Here is an 18,915-nt window from a genome sequence, read left to right on the forward strand (position 1 = left end):
TCTTCATATATTTGATTTAGATGCCTCAAGAAAAAAAACTAACACAGCAACAGGTCATTGCATTAGAACGAGATCTGGCTAAATTCGCAACGATTATGGATAGCGCCGTCCGTATCCCTTTTACAAAGCAGGGTATTGGTGCCGATGCGGCGCTAAGTACTATTCCTATTGCGGGTGATGTAGCGGGTTTTGTTCTGACTTGTTATGCCATATATAAAGCCAAGCAAATTGGTGTACCGCAGCATAAGCTCACTCCAGTCATAAAATTGGCTGTAGTCGATGCTGTGGTGGGTTGTGTTCCAGTTGCAGGGACTATTTTCGATATTTTTATACGCCCTAGTAGAAAAGCATTAGATGTGGTTCATACCCACATACGCGAAGAATATGCAATTCAAAGTGATATGCATGTTGTTCATCCGTATTTACACGAAAAGCTTGAAAAGAAGCAGCAACAGTCAGCTTTCTGGCGTAACCCTGTTGTGAGTTGGCTATGGTTACATATACCCGATTTATTAGGGGTATTTGTGCTTATTCTGATTGGTTTCGCGATGTGGTGGGGAATCAGTTTTCTTTGGGGACTTGCTCATTCAACCTAATAAAAAAGCCTCCAAAAGGAGGCTTTTTTATTTACTGTGTTATGGGCAATCTAACTGATGTAGAGCTGCCACACGTTGTTCAATTGTTGGGTGGGTTTGGAACAAAGCAGCTAAACTAAAGCCTTGTTCTTTACCTTCCGCAATAGCGAACGCTTTCATTTCTTTTGGCATTTGGTCAGGTAACTCTGTTTCAGCTTGCAAACGTAATAAAGCAGAAATCATTGCTTGTTTACCAGCTAAACGTGCACCAGCTTCATCAGCACGGTATTCACGGTAACGAGAGAACCACATCACAATAGCTGAAGCTAGAATACCGAACACGATATCTAGAACCATCGTAATGAGGAAATAACCCATACCAGGGGCTTCGTTGTCTTGACGACCAAAAACATTACGGTCGATAAAGTCACCTACTACACGAGCAAAGAACATCACAAAGGCGTTTACCACACCTTGGATGAGTGCGAGAGTAACCATGTCACCATTTGCAACGTGGCCGATCTCGTGCGCAAGTACTGCACGTAGCTCATCTTTGTTCATACGCTCAAGTAGACCGCTTGAAACGGCAACTAAGGCATCATTTTTATTCCAGCCTGTTGCGAAGGCATTAGACTGATATGAAGGGAAGATACCAACTTCTGGCATATTAATACCAGCACGTTGAGAAAGTTCAGCGACTGTTTGCAATAACCAGCTTTCAGCTTGGTTACGAGGAGCATTTGGGTCAATCAGTTCTGTACCAGTAGTTTTCTTAGCCATCCATTTGGACATAAATAGAGAGACTAAAGAGCCCACCATACCAAACACAAAACAGATGACTAAAAGGTTGCCTAGATTCAAGCCACCCGCGCCATGGTAACTACCGACACCGAAGAGTGACAAAATAATGCCAGCTACAACCAGTACCGCGAGGTTGGTAAGCAAAAACAAACCAATCCGCATCATTGAGAAAATCCTCTTATAAATAAAATATTATCTGATTTATAAATTATAAATCACTCAGCTAATATGCGGCGCTTAGGGGAAAAATTCAAGAAAAAAATAAGGAATCAATACATTCTTTAGTGGATAAGAATGTATTTAAATTAAACAAGTTATTTATACGGCCCATCTAAACACAGAGGTGTGGGTAATAGATCATTACAATTTTTAGACAATGGGCCTCGTTAAAAGATTAACTGCAATGCATGAGTTGTTTAAATCTACTCGATTCTAATATGCGCAATTGCTGTTGCGTTATTGGTGACATAAGTTCCTGTCGGTGCGTCGGTATAGGTACCATCAGCCAAAGTCACAATTTGGCGTCCAGAAGAATATTTAACAGGCTTAGCCGATACTTGTTGAGGTGTGGTGGCTTGTGGCGAAACAGGGGGATTTACTGCTTGAGCAGAAATATTTGAGTTACTAAACGATGAAAGGCTTACCCCAGAAGAATATAAGTTTTGATATCGACTAGTTACACGGCGAACATAATCTTGGGTTTCACGAAATGGAGGGATACCACCATACTTATCTACGTTACCTTCACCAGCATTATAGGCAGCAAGCGCCATTTGCGTATTGCCATTAAAACGCTTGAGCAACCAACCTAGATATTTCGCACCAGCAAAGATATTTTGCTGAGGATCATAGGCGTTAGATACATTAAAACGGCGAGCAGTTGCAGGCATCAGCTGCATGAGGCCTTGAGCACCTACTGGTGAGTGAGCATTCACATTAAAACCGGATTCGGTATGCATGACCGCCTTAATTAAACCTTCGGATACACCGTGCTGTTGTGCGGCCTGTTTAATAATATGGTCAAACGCATTTTTATTTCTGCTATAGCTCGGTAGAACAGAAGCTTCTGAAGCGCCCCAGTTTGTATAACTATGAATATTACTATCTGGATAGTAAGTCACTTTTACTTTCTTGAGTGAATTGTCATAGCTTTTACGGTTAGTCAGTAAAGTACTGCCATTTTTGTCTTGATAAACGTACATCTGACCCGCAAAAGTCGGCGTTATACCTACCGAAAAAGTGGTCATCCCCAGCAAACAAGAAAAAAGATATTGAACCGAATTTTTCATTTTATGTTATTCACAATTTTAAGGTATTCGAAACTTGTCAAAGAGTTTATCAAAAAATATTACAGAAAGAAGTTTTGTGTAATTTTTTTTATTTTGGCTGTTTTAAAAAATCAAGCTGTTTTGTTCGAATGATCATCAAAAAAAATTAAAAAAAATTTTTAAAATGATTCTATTGACTTGAATAACTAATTGAAAAGTAAGGGTAAAAATCATTGGTTAAAAAATGATCAATTTAAATAAAACCCTTAACAGAAGGTGAAAACAGTTTGTCAAGCACGAAGAAATCCACAATTTTATCCACAGGTTTTGTGGAAAACTGTGGAAAAGTCCAAAAAGTAAGCATTTTGCGCAAAAAATGAACTCATTGGTCAAAATGGAGCACTGCTTTTGCATCATGCCTGAGCATTATGACGACTTCAAGAATTGAAACTATTCTTTTGATGCGATTCCCGTCCGAATCATATAAAATTGCGCGGTATTTTTATTTATGGGTATATCTCGTCTATGTACGCGCCAGTTGAGTCCAACGAAGGATTTAATTTTAAGCCTGAACTTCCAACAAGCTCGGTCTATTATCGTTTGCTTAAGAAGCTTCGCCGTCAAGTTGGACATGCCATTCGTGACTTCAATATGATTGAAGATGGTGACAAGGTCATGGTGTGTGTGTCTGGTGGTAAAGACAGTTATACCTTGCTGGACATTTTGTTGCAGTTCAAACGTATTGCACCGATCAACTTTGACATTGTTGCGGTTAACCTTGACCAAAAGCAGCCGGGCTTTCCTGAAGATGTCTTACCCCGTTATATGGAAGAAAATAACATTCCATATTACATTTTGGAAAAAGACACTTATACCATTACCAAGCGTTTAACACCTGAAGGTAAAACATACTGTGCAGTGTGTTCACGTTTACGCCGTGGTTCGCTTTATGGCTTTGCTCAAGAAATTGGTGCCACTAAAGTTGCCTTAGGCCATCATCGTGATGACATCATTGCAACGTTCTTCTTGAACTTGTTCCATGGCGGTAGCTTAAAGGCAATGCCACCTAAGCTTTTGTCGTCAGATAAGAAGAATATTTTGATTCGTCCTTTGGCTTATGTTGAAGAAAAAGACATTATCAAATATGCCGAATTACGTAAGTTCCCAATTATTCCGTGTAACCTTTGTGGTTCACAAGAGAACTTACAACGTGCCATGCTTAATGAAATGCTACGTGAGTGGGATAAACAATATCCGAAACGTTTACACAGCATTTTTGGTGCTTTACAAAACGTTTCTCCGTCTCAGTTAGCGGACCGTGATTTGTTTGATTTTGAAGCGCTAGATTCTCAGCGTGAGATCGACTTTAAAGACCCTGAAGAACTTAAAAAACGTTTAGATGTAGTGAACTTAAGTTTTGCTGCTGAATAAAACGATTAAGTAAGTCAATTAAAGGCACTTTATAAACAAGTGCCTTTAATGTATCAAAATACTAAAAAATGAATGTTCCGTACAAAAAGTCATAGCCCAACCTTAAAATTACATGCTATAACAACGCACAAGCAGAAGTGCTTCATATGATGTTGTCTGGATAGGCAACTAACTAGAGAAATTGAACAAATAAATTTGAGGAAGAATCATGCCTGCATTTTTAACTGATGATTGGTTTGCGACTGTCGAAAAATTAACTGCTGAAGCAGGTGATCTTAATTTGCCACCAGCTCTTGCGAATTTGGCAATTAATTTAGTAGTTACAGATGCTTCTGGAAATACCGAATTAGCGTTAGATGGGGGTAAAATCCAAAAAGGTTTGTCTTCAAATGCCAAAACAACTTTGAACATGGATGCTGAAACTTTACGTAAAGTATTCCTTGAGTTTGATATGGCAGCAGCTATGCAAGCATTCATGACTGGTAAAATTAAAGTTCAAGGCGACATGTCTCAGTTAATGGCTTTACAAACAGCTAAACCAAGCCAAGAACAAAAAGATTTGTTCAAGAAAGTATTAGAACAAACAGCTTAAGTCTAAAAGAATTGATATAAAAAGCTTACCCCAAGAGGTAAGCTTTTTATTGGTACAAACAATGAATTTATCAACTTTTAAAAACAATAAAACTAGATATTGATTCGCGTTTGCGCCGTTTTAATATGCTCAAGATAAGCACGAATACGAGTCACGTACTGCACCGCTTGTTTGTATCGACCATTTCGCATTTGATTGCGCTGTAAATAGTCATAGAGATTTACCCACTGGTTTGGGTCTTTCCCTTGGGTTTGTAAGCGCTTCTGGATCTGGTTGACTGCGCCTGGACCCATATTGTAGGCCACAAGGGCATACCAGTTACGATCTGGGAAGGGAATATCACCATACTCACTTAGCATGAGATCATAATATTTCGCACCGCCCTGAATGCTTTGCGCTGGATCGCTACGGTTACTTACACCCATTGCCCGAGCTGTACTGTTGGTTAACATCATTAACCCGCGTACGCCTGTTGGTGAAACAGACTCTGGCTTGAGATATGATTCTTGATAGCTCATTGCTGCAAGCAAATGCCAATCTAAATCGTACTTCGCCGCGCTTTGTTTAAAGCTGGCTTTGTAAATAGGTAAACGTGTACTTATGTCACGTTGAATCGTAGACCAAGACTCAGGTTTTACAACGTTACGGTTGTAAAATGAAGCCAGTTGTTGAGTCAGACCATTTTGCTTGCTTTGACAAACAAAACCACTGGCAGTTTGTGTAAGAGGATCATCTGCTTGTTTAAACGCCCAGCTTAAATCGGGATTTAATCCATTTTTTTGCAAATTTACGATGTCACCACAACTTGCAGAAAAAGACATTAAACCTTTGTTCTCGATTGAGCTTAAGCTCGCGGTCGTCATGGCAAGATTTGCTTTACCTTGCTGGACCCATTTGAGTGCGGTGGCGTTATCTGCCACGATTTTGAAGTCCAACTTTACATTTAAGCTTTGCGCATAGTTACGAGCCAAGTCATAACCGAAGCCATGTAAAAATTGATCTTCTTTAAAAACAGTAGTTGGGCTTTCTACAGCAACTACGGTTAATGTGTTTGTGTTAACTACAGTATTGTACTGTAGGGTTTTTCCTGCATTGATACTATGAAAGGGAAAAAACATAGTGCTGAGTGCAAGAACTTTCAATGGGAGAGAAGAAAATAAAGAGTTAAGGCAAAGCCTCGACCCAGAACTTGAATTACTGTGCATGTTGTCTCCGCTACAGATAATTTATGCCCTAAAAGCCAGACAAAAAGCTGCCATAACTTCTAAAAGTTGATAAATTCAATAAGGGGTGGGCAGTCATGACGTCATTCAAAATGACATGAAATGAAAAAAATAGACTGTGTAGAAAATCTACATAGTTTTGGGTTGGGTTAAAAAATACTCAACATTTAAGATGCGCGCATCATAATATTCAAAAAAAAGTTTGTCAAATTTTGAACAATTAAATATCGGATATATCAACATAACACCATGAATTTATTAAGGAAGAAAATTTATACACTTATGGTGTGAGAAAATCGGGTATGAAATGCTACATTTTGTAGCCATCATGTTATTACAACGTGAAATTTGATTTATATACTAGGTAACTGATATAGATTAAATAACTGAAAAAATAAAATAATTTAGTGATTTTTAGTTCTATTTAATTTGTTTACATTTAAATTAGAGCTAAAAGATACCATTAGAAAAAGTATCTTTTAGCTAAAGTAATAATTTTATCAGTTATATCTTATTAAATCTTCCATAGCATTACACCAGTTTGGTAACCTGCTCCTAAAGACCAAAAAACAATAATATCACCTTTATTTATAAGTGATTTTTCTAACCTTTTTTTGTAGGCAATAAAAAAACTACTTACTCCTGTATATCCATATTGATCTCCAATGTATTCAATTTTTTCAGAGGGAATATTGATTTTATCTTGAAGAATATCAATATTTGACTTCGTAAATTGGGATAGTAAAAAACAAGAAATATCTTCAATGTTTAAATTATTTTTCTTCAATAATTTATCTAGTGCATCTGCCGCGAATTCCACACTTTCTAAACCAGTAAATGGTGCCCAATGAATTTTTTGTTCCTTACTGTGATAATTCGTTAGGCCATGAGGAGGAAAAACAATAGTTTTACAAAAACTACTATCTGTTTGGTACATCCTGTCAATAATGCCCGAATCATCGGTATTTTTTTCTAGTATTATTGCTGCTGCTGCATCTCCGACAATTGTTGAAGGAATCACCTGTTTTTCATCTCCAAGCATTGTTAGATGATCAGACCCAATCACCAGTGCGCGTTTATAACTTTCTTTTGATGCGAGCAAAACGGATGCTTGTTCAAGAGCAACGAACATTCCTAAACAATTAGCATTTATATCAAAGCATATACAGTCAGTTTTAATATTTAATTCTGAATGAATCAGTAAAGCATTAGTTGGAGATAGATATTCTAATGTTGTAGAAGAAAATATAATAATATCAATGCTGTCATGTGAAATGTTATAATCTTTTAATAATTGTTTTGATGCATTAACTGCCATTGTGAGCGCATTTTCTTCATCGTTAATAATGACATGTCTTTTATTTCTTCCTACTTTTTCAAAAATTCTATTTAAACTGTCTTTATCTTCAAATTTATTTAAAAAATATTCATTATTTCTAATTGTTCTTGGATGATAAGTAGATATTGCAGAAATTTTTATACCTTTCATGATTAATAATCTCTTTTTATATAAAAAATAATTGTGTTTTAATTTTGATCAATTATCGATGGCATTTTATTTACTTTTTTAGATTTAATTGTTTCTAATTTTATATAAAATAATATGTATAAATTTGCATATTAATATATTTTTAATATTATAATTTTGGTTGTAATAAAAATAAAATGAATACTCTGAATTAATTACTGATAACTTATTTTTGTTATGTACCAAATCATTTTACCTTTAGGTGTTTGAACTTGTATTTCATCATCTACGGCTTTACCTAAACAAGCTTTTGCCATAGGTGACTGCAAAGAAATATAGTCTTTGCGACCATAAATTTCTTCATCGCCGACGATACGGAATTTAGTAGTTTCGCCTTCATCATTTTCTAATTCAACCCAAGCTCCAAAATAGGCTTTACCATCTTGTTCCGGCCGATATTCTACTTTTTGGGCAACTTCAAAAAGTTTGGTGAGGTATCTAATCCTACGATCAATTTCACGTAGCTTTCTTTTGTTGTAGTGATAATCTGCATTTTCTGAGCGATCGCCAAGACTGGCTGCCCAAGACACAATTTTGGTAATTTCTGGGCGTTCTTTTCTTACAAGATCGTTTAACTCATCTTGTAATCGTTGATAGCCTTCAGCCGTTAATAGTTTGCGGTTCGTCATATAGCTCAAACTTTCTTCATATAGATAGTTTCGTTAGAAACCACATCAGGAATTAAAACTTATCGTTAATTGAAAAGGGAAGAATACCCTGAGTAAAGCGTAAAGCTTTTTTATCTTTGTGACTATGTTATCAAAAAGATAGACCAGTATCATATAGTTATGTGAAGCATGAAGGATAGTTAAAGACAATTAACACTTCCCAAATAAAAATAAGTTTAGGCATAAAAGTAGTAATAGGTAGATAAAAATTCAAAATTAAAGGTTTTTTGTTTTTATTTTGAGCATTCAGATAGAAACTTAAATAAAAAGATTTGCCAACTTGCATTTTTGTTTATATTATAGCGCTCGTTGGAAGCGTGGCAGAGCGGTTTAATGCACCGGTCTTGAAAACCGACGAGGGTGTGAGTCCTCCGTGAGTTCGAATCTCACCGCTTCCGCCAAAATTCTTAAAAAGCCCTTGTTAATGACAAGGGCTTTTTTTTATGCTTATAAATTACTAAAGAATAATCTTACGCTCTTTTATATATTTCTAAGTATAGTCTCTCCCGTTCGTGGGTTTGTTAAAGTCACATTTTCAAGCGCCTGAATGTACCAAGAATTGTTCTTCTTGGTGAGTACAGTAAGAATGAGAGTATCGATTTGATGGGGACCCTGAGGGTGAGCTACGCCCGCAGTTAAGCGACTCCAAAAGTGTGAAATACAGATATCATCACTCATCGGTGTAATGTCTATGAGTTCATTTTCTAGTGTTGAGTCGCTATAGATGGTGTCATGAATAGGCTGATGAAGTGCAATAATTTCATCAACGCCTTTAACGTAATGGCCAAAACGATTAACGAAAGTCGCATCTTGATGAAAAAGAGCAGCAAAGGACTTCATATCATGATTATTCCAAGCAATTTGAAATGCTAAAGGAATGTCTTCTGGGTTTATTATGTGTTGACTCATATCATTCCCACTATTTAAGTTTTAAGTCCATTTTGAATATATTATAAATGAAGGGGCTTCGACATGCTTAAACGGAACAGCTAGTCACAGCTGAGCATGCAAGTACTTATTCCCATAAACACGCCATACTTTTAGCGCAAAAACAGTTTAGGGGTGAGCAGTATTAAACAACTATAAGTTTGAGCTACTCGATGGATAAGTTTTTAGAAAAATACAGATAAAAATATAAGATAAATAGAAATGACTCATAATGACTTTAATATACTGTTAATAATCAAACATCCGTTAAAAATTTAAATAGAATCTTCGATTTTTTGGGACTTTTTAAATGTTCAGAACGAATCAATTGAGTTTAAAATATGGAGAATTTGTATACCGGATAGCATTTATTAGTTTTATTAAAATTAGAGTTATATAAATCTTGTGAATTATAGGTTTTTACTTCGCTAGTTTTGTACGTTTTTCATCCTAATGATGATGTCGAAATTCAAAAATTGCAGCTAAAAGCTTAATTTTTTTAGAAAATATGAGCCTAAACAATCGGAATTTATATATTATTAAATAGACTTCAAAACTAAAACTTTAATCTTGATTTAAGTTCAATTATTTAATTTATGACATATCTTGATTTCTTTAATGGGTCAGAAAAACAAACATGACTTCATTTGAGCCAAATCAGAAAATTAAAGAGAGTATAAAAATGAACCAGTTTGTAACAAACACGAATAATATTATTCGTGGAAAGTATCATCCGGAATTTTTGCAGCATGAAGTCTTGGCCGATATTTTTGTCCATACTGCACAAACTCTTCCTGATAAAACGGCTTTAATTGAAGCAGATAAAACGTTGAGTTATGGTGAGTTATATCAGCAAGCCTTAATTATGGCTCAGCATTTGACGATAAGGGGGGTAAAACCTGGTCATATTGTTGGCTTATGGTTGCCTCGTGGTATCGAGCTTTTAAAAGCTCAATTGGCGATTTGTTTAAGTGGCGCAGCTTGGCTTCCTTTTGATATGGATACGCCAGCGGACCGTATTGCGGTGTGTCTTGAAGATGCCGATGCTGTAGGGATGATTACTACAGATGAATGGCATGCGCATTTAGATGAAGTACCACAAACAAAGTGGACCAATACTGAACTGCAAAAGCCACTTAGTGAAAATATTCCTTTAGCTAAAACCACCCCAGAACAACCTGCATATATTATTTATACATCGGGTTCGACAGGTAAGCCGAAAGGGATTGTGATTACCCAAAGAAATATTTGTCACTTTTTACGTAGTGAAAATAATGTTTTGGGTATTCAAGAGCAAGACAAAGTCTATCAAGGCTTTTCTGTTGCTTTTGATATGTCATTTGAAGAAATTTGGCTTTCTTATTTGGTTGGGGCAACCTTATGGATTGCACCTAAGTCGCTTGTCAGTGACCCTGAACGTTTATGCCAAACATTAAAGCAAGAACAAATTACAGTATTGCATGCTGTACCGACATTACTTGCTTTATTTCCAGAAGATGTACCTAACTTAAGAATTATTAACTTAGGTGGGGAAATGTGCCCGGATTCACTGGTTGACCGTTGGGCATTGCCTCATCACAAAATGTTTAACACTTATGGTCCAACTGAGACTACGGTTACTGCAAGCCTTGAGGCGTTAGAGCGTGGCAAACTCGTCACGATTGGTAAACCTTTACCAAACTATGGCATGTTGGTCATTAACGCTGAAAGAGAATTACTGCCGCAAGGTGAAACAGGTGAGCTCTGTATCTTTGGCCCGAGTGTGGCAGAAGGATACTTAGGTCGCCCTGATTTAACCGCTGATAAGTTTATTCAAAACCCGTGGGCAGAAGGTCCAGATGAACAATCGCTCTATCGTACAGGCGATTTGGCTAAAATTGATGAGTTTGGTCAAGTACATTGCTTGGGACGTGCGGACGATCAGGTAAAAATCCGTGGCTTCCGTGTAGAACTTGGTGAGATCGAAGCTGCGCTTTGCGATATTGAAGGTATTGGTACTGCGGCAGTTATTCTTCGTCCTGAAGACGGTATTGACCAGCTCATTGCGTTTATTGCACCAGAAATTGATGCAAAAAAAGCAATCGAAATTAAAGAGATTCGCCATAATCTCAGCCAGCGATTACCACCTTATATGGTGCCAAACCGTTTTGAGATTATTGAAGAAGTTCCGCGTTTATTGTCAGGAAAAATTGACCGTAAGGCTTTAAAAGCACGACCACTCACCAGTGTGATTGATCGTAGTGAATCTGACCAACCACAGAACCCGGCAGAAGAAATCTTATTTGGTATTTTGAACCGCTTGTTCCCAAATATGCCGATTAAACTCGATTCAGATTTCTTTGACGACTTAGGCGGCCATTCACTTTTAGCGGCTGTTTTAATTTCGAACTTGCGTGAACATCCAGAATATAGCCATCTGACTATTCAAAACTTATATCAAGCGAGAAGGGTTGGGGCAATTGCTGCACTCATGCTAGAGCAACCAACGCCTACTGTATTTGATAGCCAGATTGGACAAGATAACCCTCGTAACCAAACTTATAAATGGTTATGTGGTATTGCTCAGTTTATTACTATTCCGGTTTTAATTTCGATTAACATTTTGCAGTGGTTGGCGCCATTCTTTACCTATCATTATTTTACCGGTGGAACACGAGATAGTATTCCAAATGCAATCGCGATGTCTTTATTGGTTTATATCAGCGTAATTATTGCCAGTTTTGTGGTTTCAATTACGGTAAAACGATTATTAATGACAGGCGTTGGTGCAGGGCAATATCCATTATGGGGATTAACTTATTTCCGTTGGTGGTTAGCAGACCGTATTAGTAATATTTCACCAGTCTATCTTTTATCAGGCTCGACTTTACTTAACTTATATTTGAAAGCGCTTGGTGCGAAAATCGGCCATGATGTGACGATTAGTTCAGTACACATTCGTATGCCATCTTTACTTACTGTTGAAGATGGGGTGAGCATTGGTTCTCAAGTAAACTTGGAAAATGCCAAAGTCGAACATGGCCACTTGGTATTAGGCTCAATTCACTTGAAAGAAGATAGTTATGTGGGTTCTTATGCTGTGTTAGAAGAAAATACAGTGTTAGAAAAACAAGCTCACGTAAATGCCTTAACCTCAATTGAATATGACACAGTGGTACCAGCCGGAGAAATTTGGGATGGTACACCTGCGAAGAAAATTGGGCATGTGGACGAACACGCTAAATTGCCAGAGCGTCCAAAATTATCGTTTATTCGTAAAATTGCAGAATATGCATATTATGGAATTAGTGCGTTAATTATTGCGTGTTTGTTCTTTATTCCAATTTTCCCAAGCTTCCTGTTGGTCGACTGGTTAGATGCAAACGTATTTAATATTAACCCGAATGAACATTTACAAATCGCACTGTACTACTTCATTTTAGCGATTCCAGCTAGTGCAATGATGATGATGATTACTGCTGTGATCTCTTCAGTCATTCGTAAAGTTGCATTGCCTCGTCTTGAAACAGGAAGGTATGCGGTTCATGGCGGTACGTATTACCGTAAATGGTTTGCGTCTCAAATCTTGGAAACAAGCTTACAAACCTTGCATGGCTTGTTTGCTACGATTTATGCGCCAACATGGTTCCGTATGCTCGGTGCAAAAGTAGGTAAAAATACTGAAATTTCTACCGCAAACGGTGTTATTCCAGAAATGCTGACTTTGGGTGAAGAAAGCTTTATTGCCGATGCTGTAATGCTAGGTGATGAAGAAATCAAAGGCGGCTGGATGACATTAAAATCGACGACTATTGGTAACCGTAGTTTTGTCGGAAACAGTGCGTATATTGCTGATGGTACTGTGTTGCCAGACAACGTCTTAATTGGTGTGCAATCTAAAACACCTGATAACGTTGAAATGTACGATGGTCAAACTTGGTTTGGTTCGCCACCATTGTTATTACCTGCACGTGAAGCTGCTGAGAAATATCCAGATCATTTAACATTCTTGCCAAGTATCAAGCGCCGTTTAATGCGTGGTTTTATTGAAGGCCTTCGTGTTGTATTACCTGCCGCTCTTGCGATTGGTGTGGGTTATATGATTGTGCTTGAGATTATTGATGTTATTAACAAATACAACATTCCAACTGGTTTGTTGGCTTTAACGCTTGCTGGTTTGCTCTATGGTGTCGGCTGCTTCGTTATTGTTGCATTATTGAAGTGGATTTTGATTGGTCGTTATCAACCACGTTCAGCTCCAATGTGGACCATGTTTGTATGGTTAAGTGAAGGGATCACGAGCTTATATGAGTCAGTTGCGATTCCTAACTTCTTAAACTACTTGAGAGGAACGCCAATGTTGCCATTCTTCTTGCGTATTTTAGGTGTTCGCATTGGTAAAGATGTCTATATGGATACTGCTGATATTACAGAGTTTGACTGTGTAAGCATCGGTGACCGTGCTGAGTTTAATAGCTTCTCGGGTCCACAAACTCACTTGTTTGAAGACCGTATTATGAAAATCGGGCAAGTGAATATTGGTAACGATGTTGTGGTAAATACACGCAGTATTATTTTGTATAACGCCAACGTAAGCAACCATGCCGTGTTAGGGCCATTAACATTGGTCATGAAAGGTGAAAATATTCCAGCTAAATCTGCTTGGATTGGTTCACCGGCTGTACCTTGGGTTCATAAATAATAAATTGTTGAATTGAAAAAAGCCTCTGTAGAAACAGGGGCTTTTTATTATGTGTTGGATGTGAACTTATTTATTCAGTTGCCATAAATGCTTCATGATAAGTAACTTCTCCTGAGGGAATATGATTAATGAAGCTTATAGCTTGAAAGTATTCATTTGGAACATCAGGTAAATTTAAATCTGGGTAAGATTTAAAACCAAATCGACTGTAATAATTTGGATCACCTAATAGAACGCAACCTTTTCCACCTAATTCTTTCAACTTTTGAAGTGCTGCATTCATTAAAAGAGAACCAATGCCAATTCCTTGTTTATTTGGGCATACAGAAATAGGGCCTAGGCCATACCAGCCAGTTTCACCTGACGTGATTGTAACTGGTGAAATAGCCACATGACCTATAATTAAGTCGTTTTCTGTGGCGACCAAAGAAATCGTGAGTTGCTTATGTTTGCGAAGGCTATTCACAATAAATTGTTCGGTGTGGCTAGAATGTTCTGCATTCAGAAACGCTGCTTTGGTTAACTCTTCGATATTTTTAATATCTTCGGGTTGTTCATCTCGAATTTTAATGTTCATATTTTTCTTTCTCTTAATAAATAGCAACTTATATCAACGATTGTCTAGTTGAGGGCGGACAGTCTGGAGCCCTAACAATGTAATTTGATAAGGTTGGCTATTTTTAGACTTGATTAAGCGTTTTGCTTTTAGCTTTTTAAATACATCTAAGGAACAATCAGATAGCACAAAACCTTCTCGTGTATAGCATTCAACGAAATAGACTGTGCCTGATGCGTCACGTTGGTATTTAATATGTCCGCCTTTGGCAAGGACATGGAGAGTTCGTTGTTCGAACTTTGAAAGATTCATGTTGGAGCCTTGATAATAATCAAACGTGCAAATAGAAGTGATCAGAAACATGACCACAGAAAAATTGCGACATTGATAATCAACTCAATAATGAAAATTGAGAGTGATTATCAGATGATTACTATCTCCAACATATAAACCTCTTTTAGAAGGGGGGATACTTTTATTCAAAGGATATATTAACTGTATATATCACCTAATAACAAATGCTTTTTATATTCATAGACCATTCATTTATATAAAATCAGGCAACAAAAAATTATTTATGAGTTTTAGTAAATGAAAAAATCAATTTCAAGCTTAATTTTCGCTACCTGTGCAGCTTTTTCAAATAGTATTCAAGCAGAAGAAGTTTATTATCAACTAGAAGATATCGCTTATGCTTTTGAACTAGATTCAATCGAATTTTATTTACCAAGTAAAAGTAAATTTAAAATTACTGCTACCAGAAAACTAGTTGGCGTACCCGAAACAAAGTTTTATACAGGTGATTTTGATAAAGATAATATCGCACAATTTCATATGGCTTTTGACTGTTCACATAAGACGATACAGATTTTAGACTTTATGATTGGTGATAAAAATAATGGTGAACTTAAGTACAAGAGCGATAAAAAGAGTGAAGTAATGAAAGCCACGGGTGACAATGATTTAGCTATGCTTAATTTAGTATGTGAAAATGCTAAGGCTATAAAATAGTGTCTTTGAATCGTAAGGCTTGTTTTTAATACTCGTATATACAATTTTCTTGGCGGACCACCTTTGGAAAAATGAAGTTAAAGATTTAATAATTATGATACCTGTACAGACATTCTCGGTTTTTGCAATTTTTCTGTTGTTTATTGCTCCATTGATTGGTGTTGTATTAACACTAGGTTTAGTGGTGAAAGCACTATTCTTTTGGCGAAATAAGGCTCAAAAGCATGTGAGGTTTTTTTCTAAAAAGACATTATTCATTACGCTAGTGGCATTAATATGTGACCTGTGGGCAGGTTACTTATTTTATATGACTGAATCGGTAAAGTATGAGATTGCTCTTAAGCAGCATTACAAGGAACGTCGCAGCCATTTCGTTTTATCTCAAGATGCACAATATGGCGAACTCTTGATTCCCAAAGGGAGTTTAATTAGTCGTTACGATGCTTTTGACAACGGCGAGCCACAAGTACCCTTTAGCTTACGTGGATTAGAGGCTGTACGTTTCCCTCATCCTGTACAAGTCGCAGGAATGTGGGTAACTGCGATGGAACCTCCTCGAATGGAATTGGCGTGGGATCAGCAAATAGGTCCAGTTATGCACTTTGATCCTAATGAGGCCGATGGCTATGGTGAATGGGTTTACGATACGAAACGTCCTACTATCGCTTGTTCTCGTGGAGACATCGTACTACTTGAAATTCCACTCATTGATCATGATATTGCAAAAGAATTTGGTAAGCCTGAGCCTGATGGAGCTAATGCTCGTTTTCGCCCGAGTGAGTGGGGTGTTCAAGAATGCGAAAAAGGTCAGGGGTCAATTAAAGTTAGTCCTGCATATACTGGGGTTGCACCAAAGAAACCTTGGTTCCAATTTTGAGATAGTTTTAGTAAATTTTTAGTTCTACATCTATTACTAATATTTTATTAAGGATTCTCAAGAATCTTTTGAAAGATGATAATCTCAAAGAACCAAAATTAGTAAAAATAGAGAATCAAATGAGCCAATTTCCTAATGATGCAACAGGGGATACTTTAAACGAATTTAAGAAAAATGGGTTTGATTTAACAAAGCCGATGGAAATAGATTTCTTTATTGTAATACCTTCAGAAGAGATTGGAGAAAAGATTTCTACAGAGGTTAAAAGATTAGGCTGTAAAGCCAGCGTTGAGCAAGATGATGTTACTAAGGAATGGACTTGTTATTGTACGAGTACAATGATTCCATTTTATGATGACATTATAAAATTCGAAGAAGATCTAAATAATATCGCTAGTCAATATGGTGGTTATACTGATGGTTTTGGTTCGTTTGGTAATGTTTGATTAATTTTTAATAAATTATAGGTTCAAAAATTATGAAAACTAGTCAAAAGCAAATAGATGCTGTAATTGCATTAGAAGGTGCTAAAAGATATAAGCATTTCATAAAAGTTATTGCCGATACGCAAGAAGTTTGGGGTTTATACAAGGATGGATGGGCCTTGGCTGGAACAGAGGATAATCAAAAAGTATTTCCTGTATGGCCCGCCAAAGAGTATGCCGAGTTATGTGCTGAGAATGAGTGGGAAGGATATGAAGCTGAGCTGATTTCTTTAGATGACTTTATGAATGAATTGTTGCCTGCATTAAAAGATGATGAGGTATTAATAGGTATTTTTTATACTCCTTTAAATAATGGTGTAACTCCAGAGATAGAACAGGTACTAAATGATTTAGAGCTTGAATTGGAAAATTATTAGAAAGATACGATATAGCCTCCTTAAGTGAGGCTAATTTCTAAGAGCAGTTATTCTATGAAGGAAGCTCACATTGTAATGAAAGCCAATTTTTAAGATCATTCAAGAAAGTAGACCATATCTCATCTAGTTCTAATTTAGATATACCTTCTGAAGCCAAATATAACTCATCATCATAATAATTTATAAAATCGTATAGATCTTCATCTTCAGCAAATCTAGATATCTTTATTAATATTGCAAATAAATTAGAAATGAATTCTATTGAATATCCGATAGAGGGCGTTATCTCTGTATATTTTTTTAATATTTCATAAAGAATTTTTTTCTTAAGAGTAGGTTCTACATTAGTTTCAGTAATACTAATATTATTAAAATAATCTAAGATTTCCTCATCTTTAGAGAAAAAACAAATGTCTAAAGCTAATAGATCTGCTGGGTTTTTGTCTAATTTATCTATAGCCCATTTTTGAATGTCTTGAGCAGTTTTTAAGTTTAATGTTAATTCCAGTTTGAGCTGAAACTTCTCTGTATCATTCATTTCATATTATTCACTTCACTTAGAATTAATAGAATATACCTTATACAAAGAGTCTGTCATAGGGTGGAAGTTTTCTCTATATCCCTTTTATATATTCTATTCTTTCCTACTTAAACTAATATATCGATATAAATTTCATACCTTTATAAACCCCCATTTAACAATAACTCACCTATTATTTATCCTTACTTTTTAATGATCTAAATTAAAACAAATGTCATTTTGTGTGCTTGACTGAAAAAGGGTTGAGCACTATTCTTTGCCTGCTGGCCACATTGCCAGTCGGTTTTAGCAGACCGTATATTATCTCCCGCATCAGAGCTATTCCTTCTGAGGAACAGTTTTGTGTGGTAGCTACTCGTCCCTTTCCCGTAGCGGTAGGACGGGAGAGGGACACCTTCGGGTGTGCTAGTTTGAGATAATACTAGTCTGCTAACCCTTTCTCGTTCTGCCACCATAATTCTATAAATGTCTGGCAGAACTCCAAATAAAAAGGAGTTGGCTTTGCACATCCATTATTTCTTGGCAACCTTTGCCAAAAGCTATAACAACACAACTTAGTTTTTAACAAGTTTGATCGCCATGCGGCAAATCAGACTTTAAATCGTCACGACTAAAAACTTGCAGCAACAATAAAACTTGAGATGTGCCAAGCACAGTCTTTATGGCTTTGCTATGCCTTTTTTCAGCTTTTAAAAAGTAAAAGGCTTTTATATCTCATTTATATACAACAACAATTTATTTTATAACGGTAAAACTATGCCAAATTTAATTCTCCCAACACGTGCTTTTGAAGTTATCAAAAAAGGGATCGATTTATTCCACTACGGCGGCTTTCACATGGTCGGTGTCGACAAAATTGTGAGAGAAACCGAAGTGAATAAAATGACGTTTTATAACTATTTTCACTCGAAGGAACGCTTCATTGATATCTGTTTAATCGTGCAAAAAGAACGACTGCAAGACCAAGTGGTTGCAATGGTGGAGTACGACCATGACACAAGCACAATCGATAAACTTACGACTCTTTATGAATTACATACCAACTTAGAAGGGCAGTATTACTTATTATTTAAGGCCATTTTTGAAACTAAAAACAGCTATCCAAATGCCTATCAAACTGCGGTGAGGTACAGAACATGGCTGACCAATGAAATTTATAGCCAACTTCGATTACTAAAAACGGATGTCTCTTTTACTGATGCCAGACTGTTTTTATATATGATTGATGGCGCAATTCTTCAGCTTTTAATGTCAGAACAGGCTGATGAAAATGAGAGATTATTAATGCGCTTTTTAAGACAGTTTAAATAGAAACTAAAGACCACTTTATAATAAATTCCAAATTAAAGGCTTCCAGCTATTTATAATAAAAAG

General features: G+C 36.5%; 17 protein-coding genes, 1 tRNA gene and 1 pseudogene. 10 read left to right on the forward strand and 9 right to left on the reverse strand.

What is annotated here, in order from left to right; all coding sequences use genetic code 11:
* The first annotated feature begins 20 nt into the window (after positions 1 to 20).
* A complete protein-coding gene (locus tag AC1PJ9_RS09245; protein WP_311086741.1) occupies positions 21 to 596 on the forward strand; it encodes a DUF4112 domain-containing protein in 576 nt (191 codons plus the stop codon).
* Between the two features lie 39 nt (positions 597 to 635).
* Here the strand turns inward: AC1PJ9_RS09245 and htpX are convergent, their stop codons facing one another.
* Together htpX and AC1PJ9_RS09255 are read right to left on the reverse strand one after the other, a co-directional pair.
* On the reverse strand, positions 636 to 1,541 hold the full coding sequence (gene htpX / locus AC1PJ9_RS09250) for a protease HtpX (RefSeq protein WP_002048489.1): 906 nt from the start codon (positions 1,539 to 1,541) through the stop codon (positions 636 to 638).
* Positions 1,542 to 1,798: 257 nt separating this feature from the next.
* Positions 1,799 to 2,665: a lytic transglycosylase domain-containing protein gene (locus AC1PJ9_RS09255; protein ID WP_311086742.1), complete on the reverse strand. Its 867-nt coding sequence runs from the start codon at positions 2,663 to 2,665 to the stop codon at positions 1,799 to 1,801.
* A 504-nt stretch (positions 2,666 to 3,169) separates the two neighbouring features.
* Between AC1PJ9_RS09255 and ttcA the strand changes: the two genes are divergently transcribed.
* Positions 3,170 to 4,075, forward strand: a complete 906-nt coding sequence (ttcA, locus tag AC1PJ9_RS09260) for a tRNA 2-thiocytidine(32) synthetase TtcA (protein WP_107972573.1) — start codon at positions 3,170 to 3,172, stop codon at positions 4,073 to 4,075.
* Positions 4,076 to 4,283: 208 nt separating this feature from the next.
* Entirely contained in the window at positions 4,284 to 4,667 is a 384-nt protein-coding gene (locus AC1PJ9_RS09265; RefSeq protein WP_001110719.1) for an SCP2 sterol-binding domain-containing protein, read from the forward strand.
* A gap of 92 nt (positions 4,668 to 4,759) precedes the next feature.
* Here the strand turns inward: AC1PJ9_RS09265 and AC1PJ9_RS09270 are convergent, their stop codons facing one another.
* The 3 genes from AC1PJ9_RS09270 to greB all read right to left on the reverse strand — a co-directional run bounded on the left by AC1PJ9_RS09270 (position 4,760) and on the right by greB (position 8,047).
* The gene (locus AC1PJ9_RS09270) at positions 4,760 to 5,872 is read right to left on the reverse strand and encodes an MltF family protein (protein WP_263614432.1); all 1,113 of its coding nucleotides are present in this window, start codon (positions 5,870 to 5,872) and stop codon (positions 4,760 to 4,762) included.
* Positions 5,873 to 6,404: 532 nt separating this feature from the next.
* The gene (locus tag AC1PJ9_RS09275; RefSeq protein WP_019456589.1) at positions 6,405 to 7,379 is read right to left on the reverse strand and encodes a 3-oxoacyl-[acyl-carrier-protein] synthase III C-terminal domain-containing protein; all 975 of its coding nucleotides are present in this window, start codon (positions 7,377 to 7,379) and stop codon (positions 6,405 to 6,407) included.
* A 194-nt stretch (positions 7,380 to 7,573) separates the two neighbouring features.
* Positions 7,574 to 8,047: a transcription elongation factor GreB gene (greB, locus tag AC1PJ9_RS09280; RefSeq protein WP_004699685.1), complete on the reverse strand. Its 474-nt coding sequence runs from the start codon at positions 8,045 to 8,047 to the stop codon at positions 7,574 to 7,576.
* 350 nt (positions 8,048 to 8,397) lie between these two features.
* Here greB and AC1PJ9_RS09285 point away from each other — a divergent pair.
* Positions 8,398 to 8,487 (forward strand) — tRNA-Ser (locus AC1PJ9_RS09285).
* Positions 8,488 to 8,566: 79 nt separating this feature from the next.
* On the opposite strand, the pseudogene AC1PJ9_RS09290 reads toward AC1PJ9_RS09285, so the two are convergent.
* Positions 8,567 to 9,040 (reverse strand): annotated as a pseudogene (locus AC1PJ9_RS09290) (YybH family protein).
* 655 nt (positions 9,041 to 9,695) lie between these two features.
* Here AC1PJ9_RS09290 and posA point away from each other — a divergent pair.
* Complete coding sequence (gene posA / locus AC1PJ9_RS09295) at positions 9,696 to 13,694, forward strand: delta-poly-L-ornithine synthetase PosA (RefSeq protein WP_311086743.1); 3,999 nt, start codon at positions 9,696 to 9,698, stop codon at positions 13,692 to 13,694.
* Between the two features lie 70 nt (positions 13,695 to 13,764).
* On the opposite strand, the gene AC1PJ9_RS09300 is transcribed toward posA, so the two are convergent.
* On the reverse strand, positions 13,765 to 14,271 hold the full coding sequence (locus AC1PJ9_RS09300) for a GNAT family N-acetyltransferase (protein ID WP_311086744.1): 507 nt from the start codon (positions 14,269 to 14,271) through the stop codon (positions 13,765 to 13,767).
* Between the two features lie 33 nt (positions 14,272 to 14,304).
* Positions 14,305 to 14,562 carry a YjhX family toxin gene (locus AC1PJ9_RS09305; RefSeq protein WP_001054060.1) on the reverse strand — a complete coding sequence of 86 codons (258 nt, stop codon included), beginning with the start codon at positions 14,560 to 14,562 and terminating at the stop codon, positions 14,305 to 14,307.
* Positions 14,563 to 14,841: 279 nt separating this feature from the next.
* Here AC1PJ9_RS09305 and AC1PJ9_RS09310 point away from each other — a divergent pair, with 279 nt between their 5' ends.
* The 4 genes from AC1PJ9_RS09310 (at position 14,842) to AC1PJ9_RS09325 (ending at position 17,000) form a co-directional block, all read left to right on the forward strand.
* Positions 14,842 to 15,261, forward strand: a complete 420-nt coding sequence (locus tag AC1PJ9_RS09310) for a hypothetical protein (RefSeq protein WP_311086745.1) — start codon at positions 14,842 to 14,844, stop codon at positions 15,259 to 15,261.
* A 136-nt stretch (positions 15,262 to 15,397) separates the two neighbouring features.
* The gene (locus tag AC1PJ9_RS09315) at positions 15,398 to 16,138 is read left to right on the forward strand and encodes a hypothetical protein (RefSeq protein WP_311086920.1); all 741 of its coding nucleotides are present in this window, start codon (positions 15,398 to 15,400) and stop codon (positions 16,136 to 16,138) included.
* Positions 16,139 to 16,206: 68 nt separating this feature from the next.
* Complete coding sequence (locus AC1PJ9_RS09320; protein WP_311086746.1) at positions 16,207 to 16,584, forward strand: ribonuclease E inhibitor RraB; 378 nt, start codon at positions 16,207 to 16,209, stop codon at positions 16,582 to 16,584.
* A 32-nt stretch (positions 16,585 to 16,616) separates the two neighbouring features.
* Positions 16,617 to 17,000, forward strand: a complete 384-nt coding sequence (locus tag AC1PJ9_RS09325; protein WP_311086748.1) for a DUF2750 domain-containing protein — start codon at positions 16,617 to 16,619, stop codon at positions 16,998 to 17,000.
* A gap of 52 nt (positions 17,001 to 17,052) precedes the next feature.
* Here AC1PJ9_RS09325 and AC1PJ9_RS09330 read toward each other — a convergent pair whose 3' ends face one another.
* The gene (locus tag AC1PJ9_RS09330; protein WP_311086749.1) at positions 17,053 to 17,538 is read right to left on the reverse strand and encodes a hypothetical protein; all 486 of its coding nucleotides are present in this window, start codon (positions 17,536 to 17,538) and stop codon (positions 17,053 to 17,055) included.
* A gap of 759 nt (positions 17,539 to 18,297) precedes the next feature.
* On the opposite strand from AC1PJ9_RS09330, the gene AC1PJ9_RS09335 reads away from it, so the two are divergent.
* A complete protein-coding gene (locus tag AC1PJ9_RS09335) occupies positions 18,298 to 18,852 on the forward strand; it encodes a TetR/AcrR family transcriptional regulator (protein WP_311086750.1) in 555 nt (184 codons plus the stop codon).
* The last annotated feature ends 63 nt before the right edge of the window (positions 18,853 to 18,915 follow it).

This window comes from Acinetobacter sp. 70_2, from assembly GCF_056736115.1.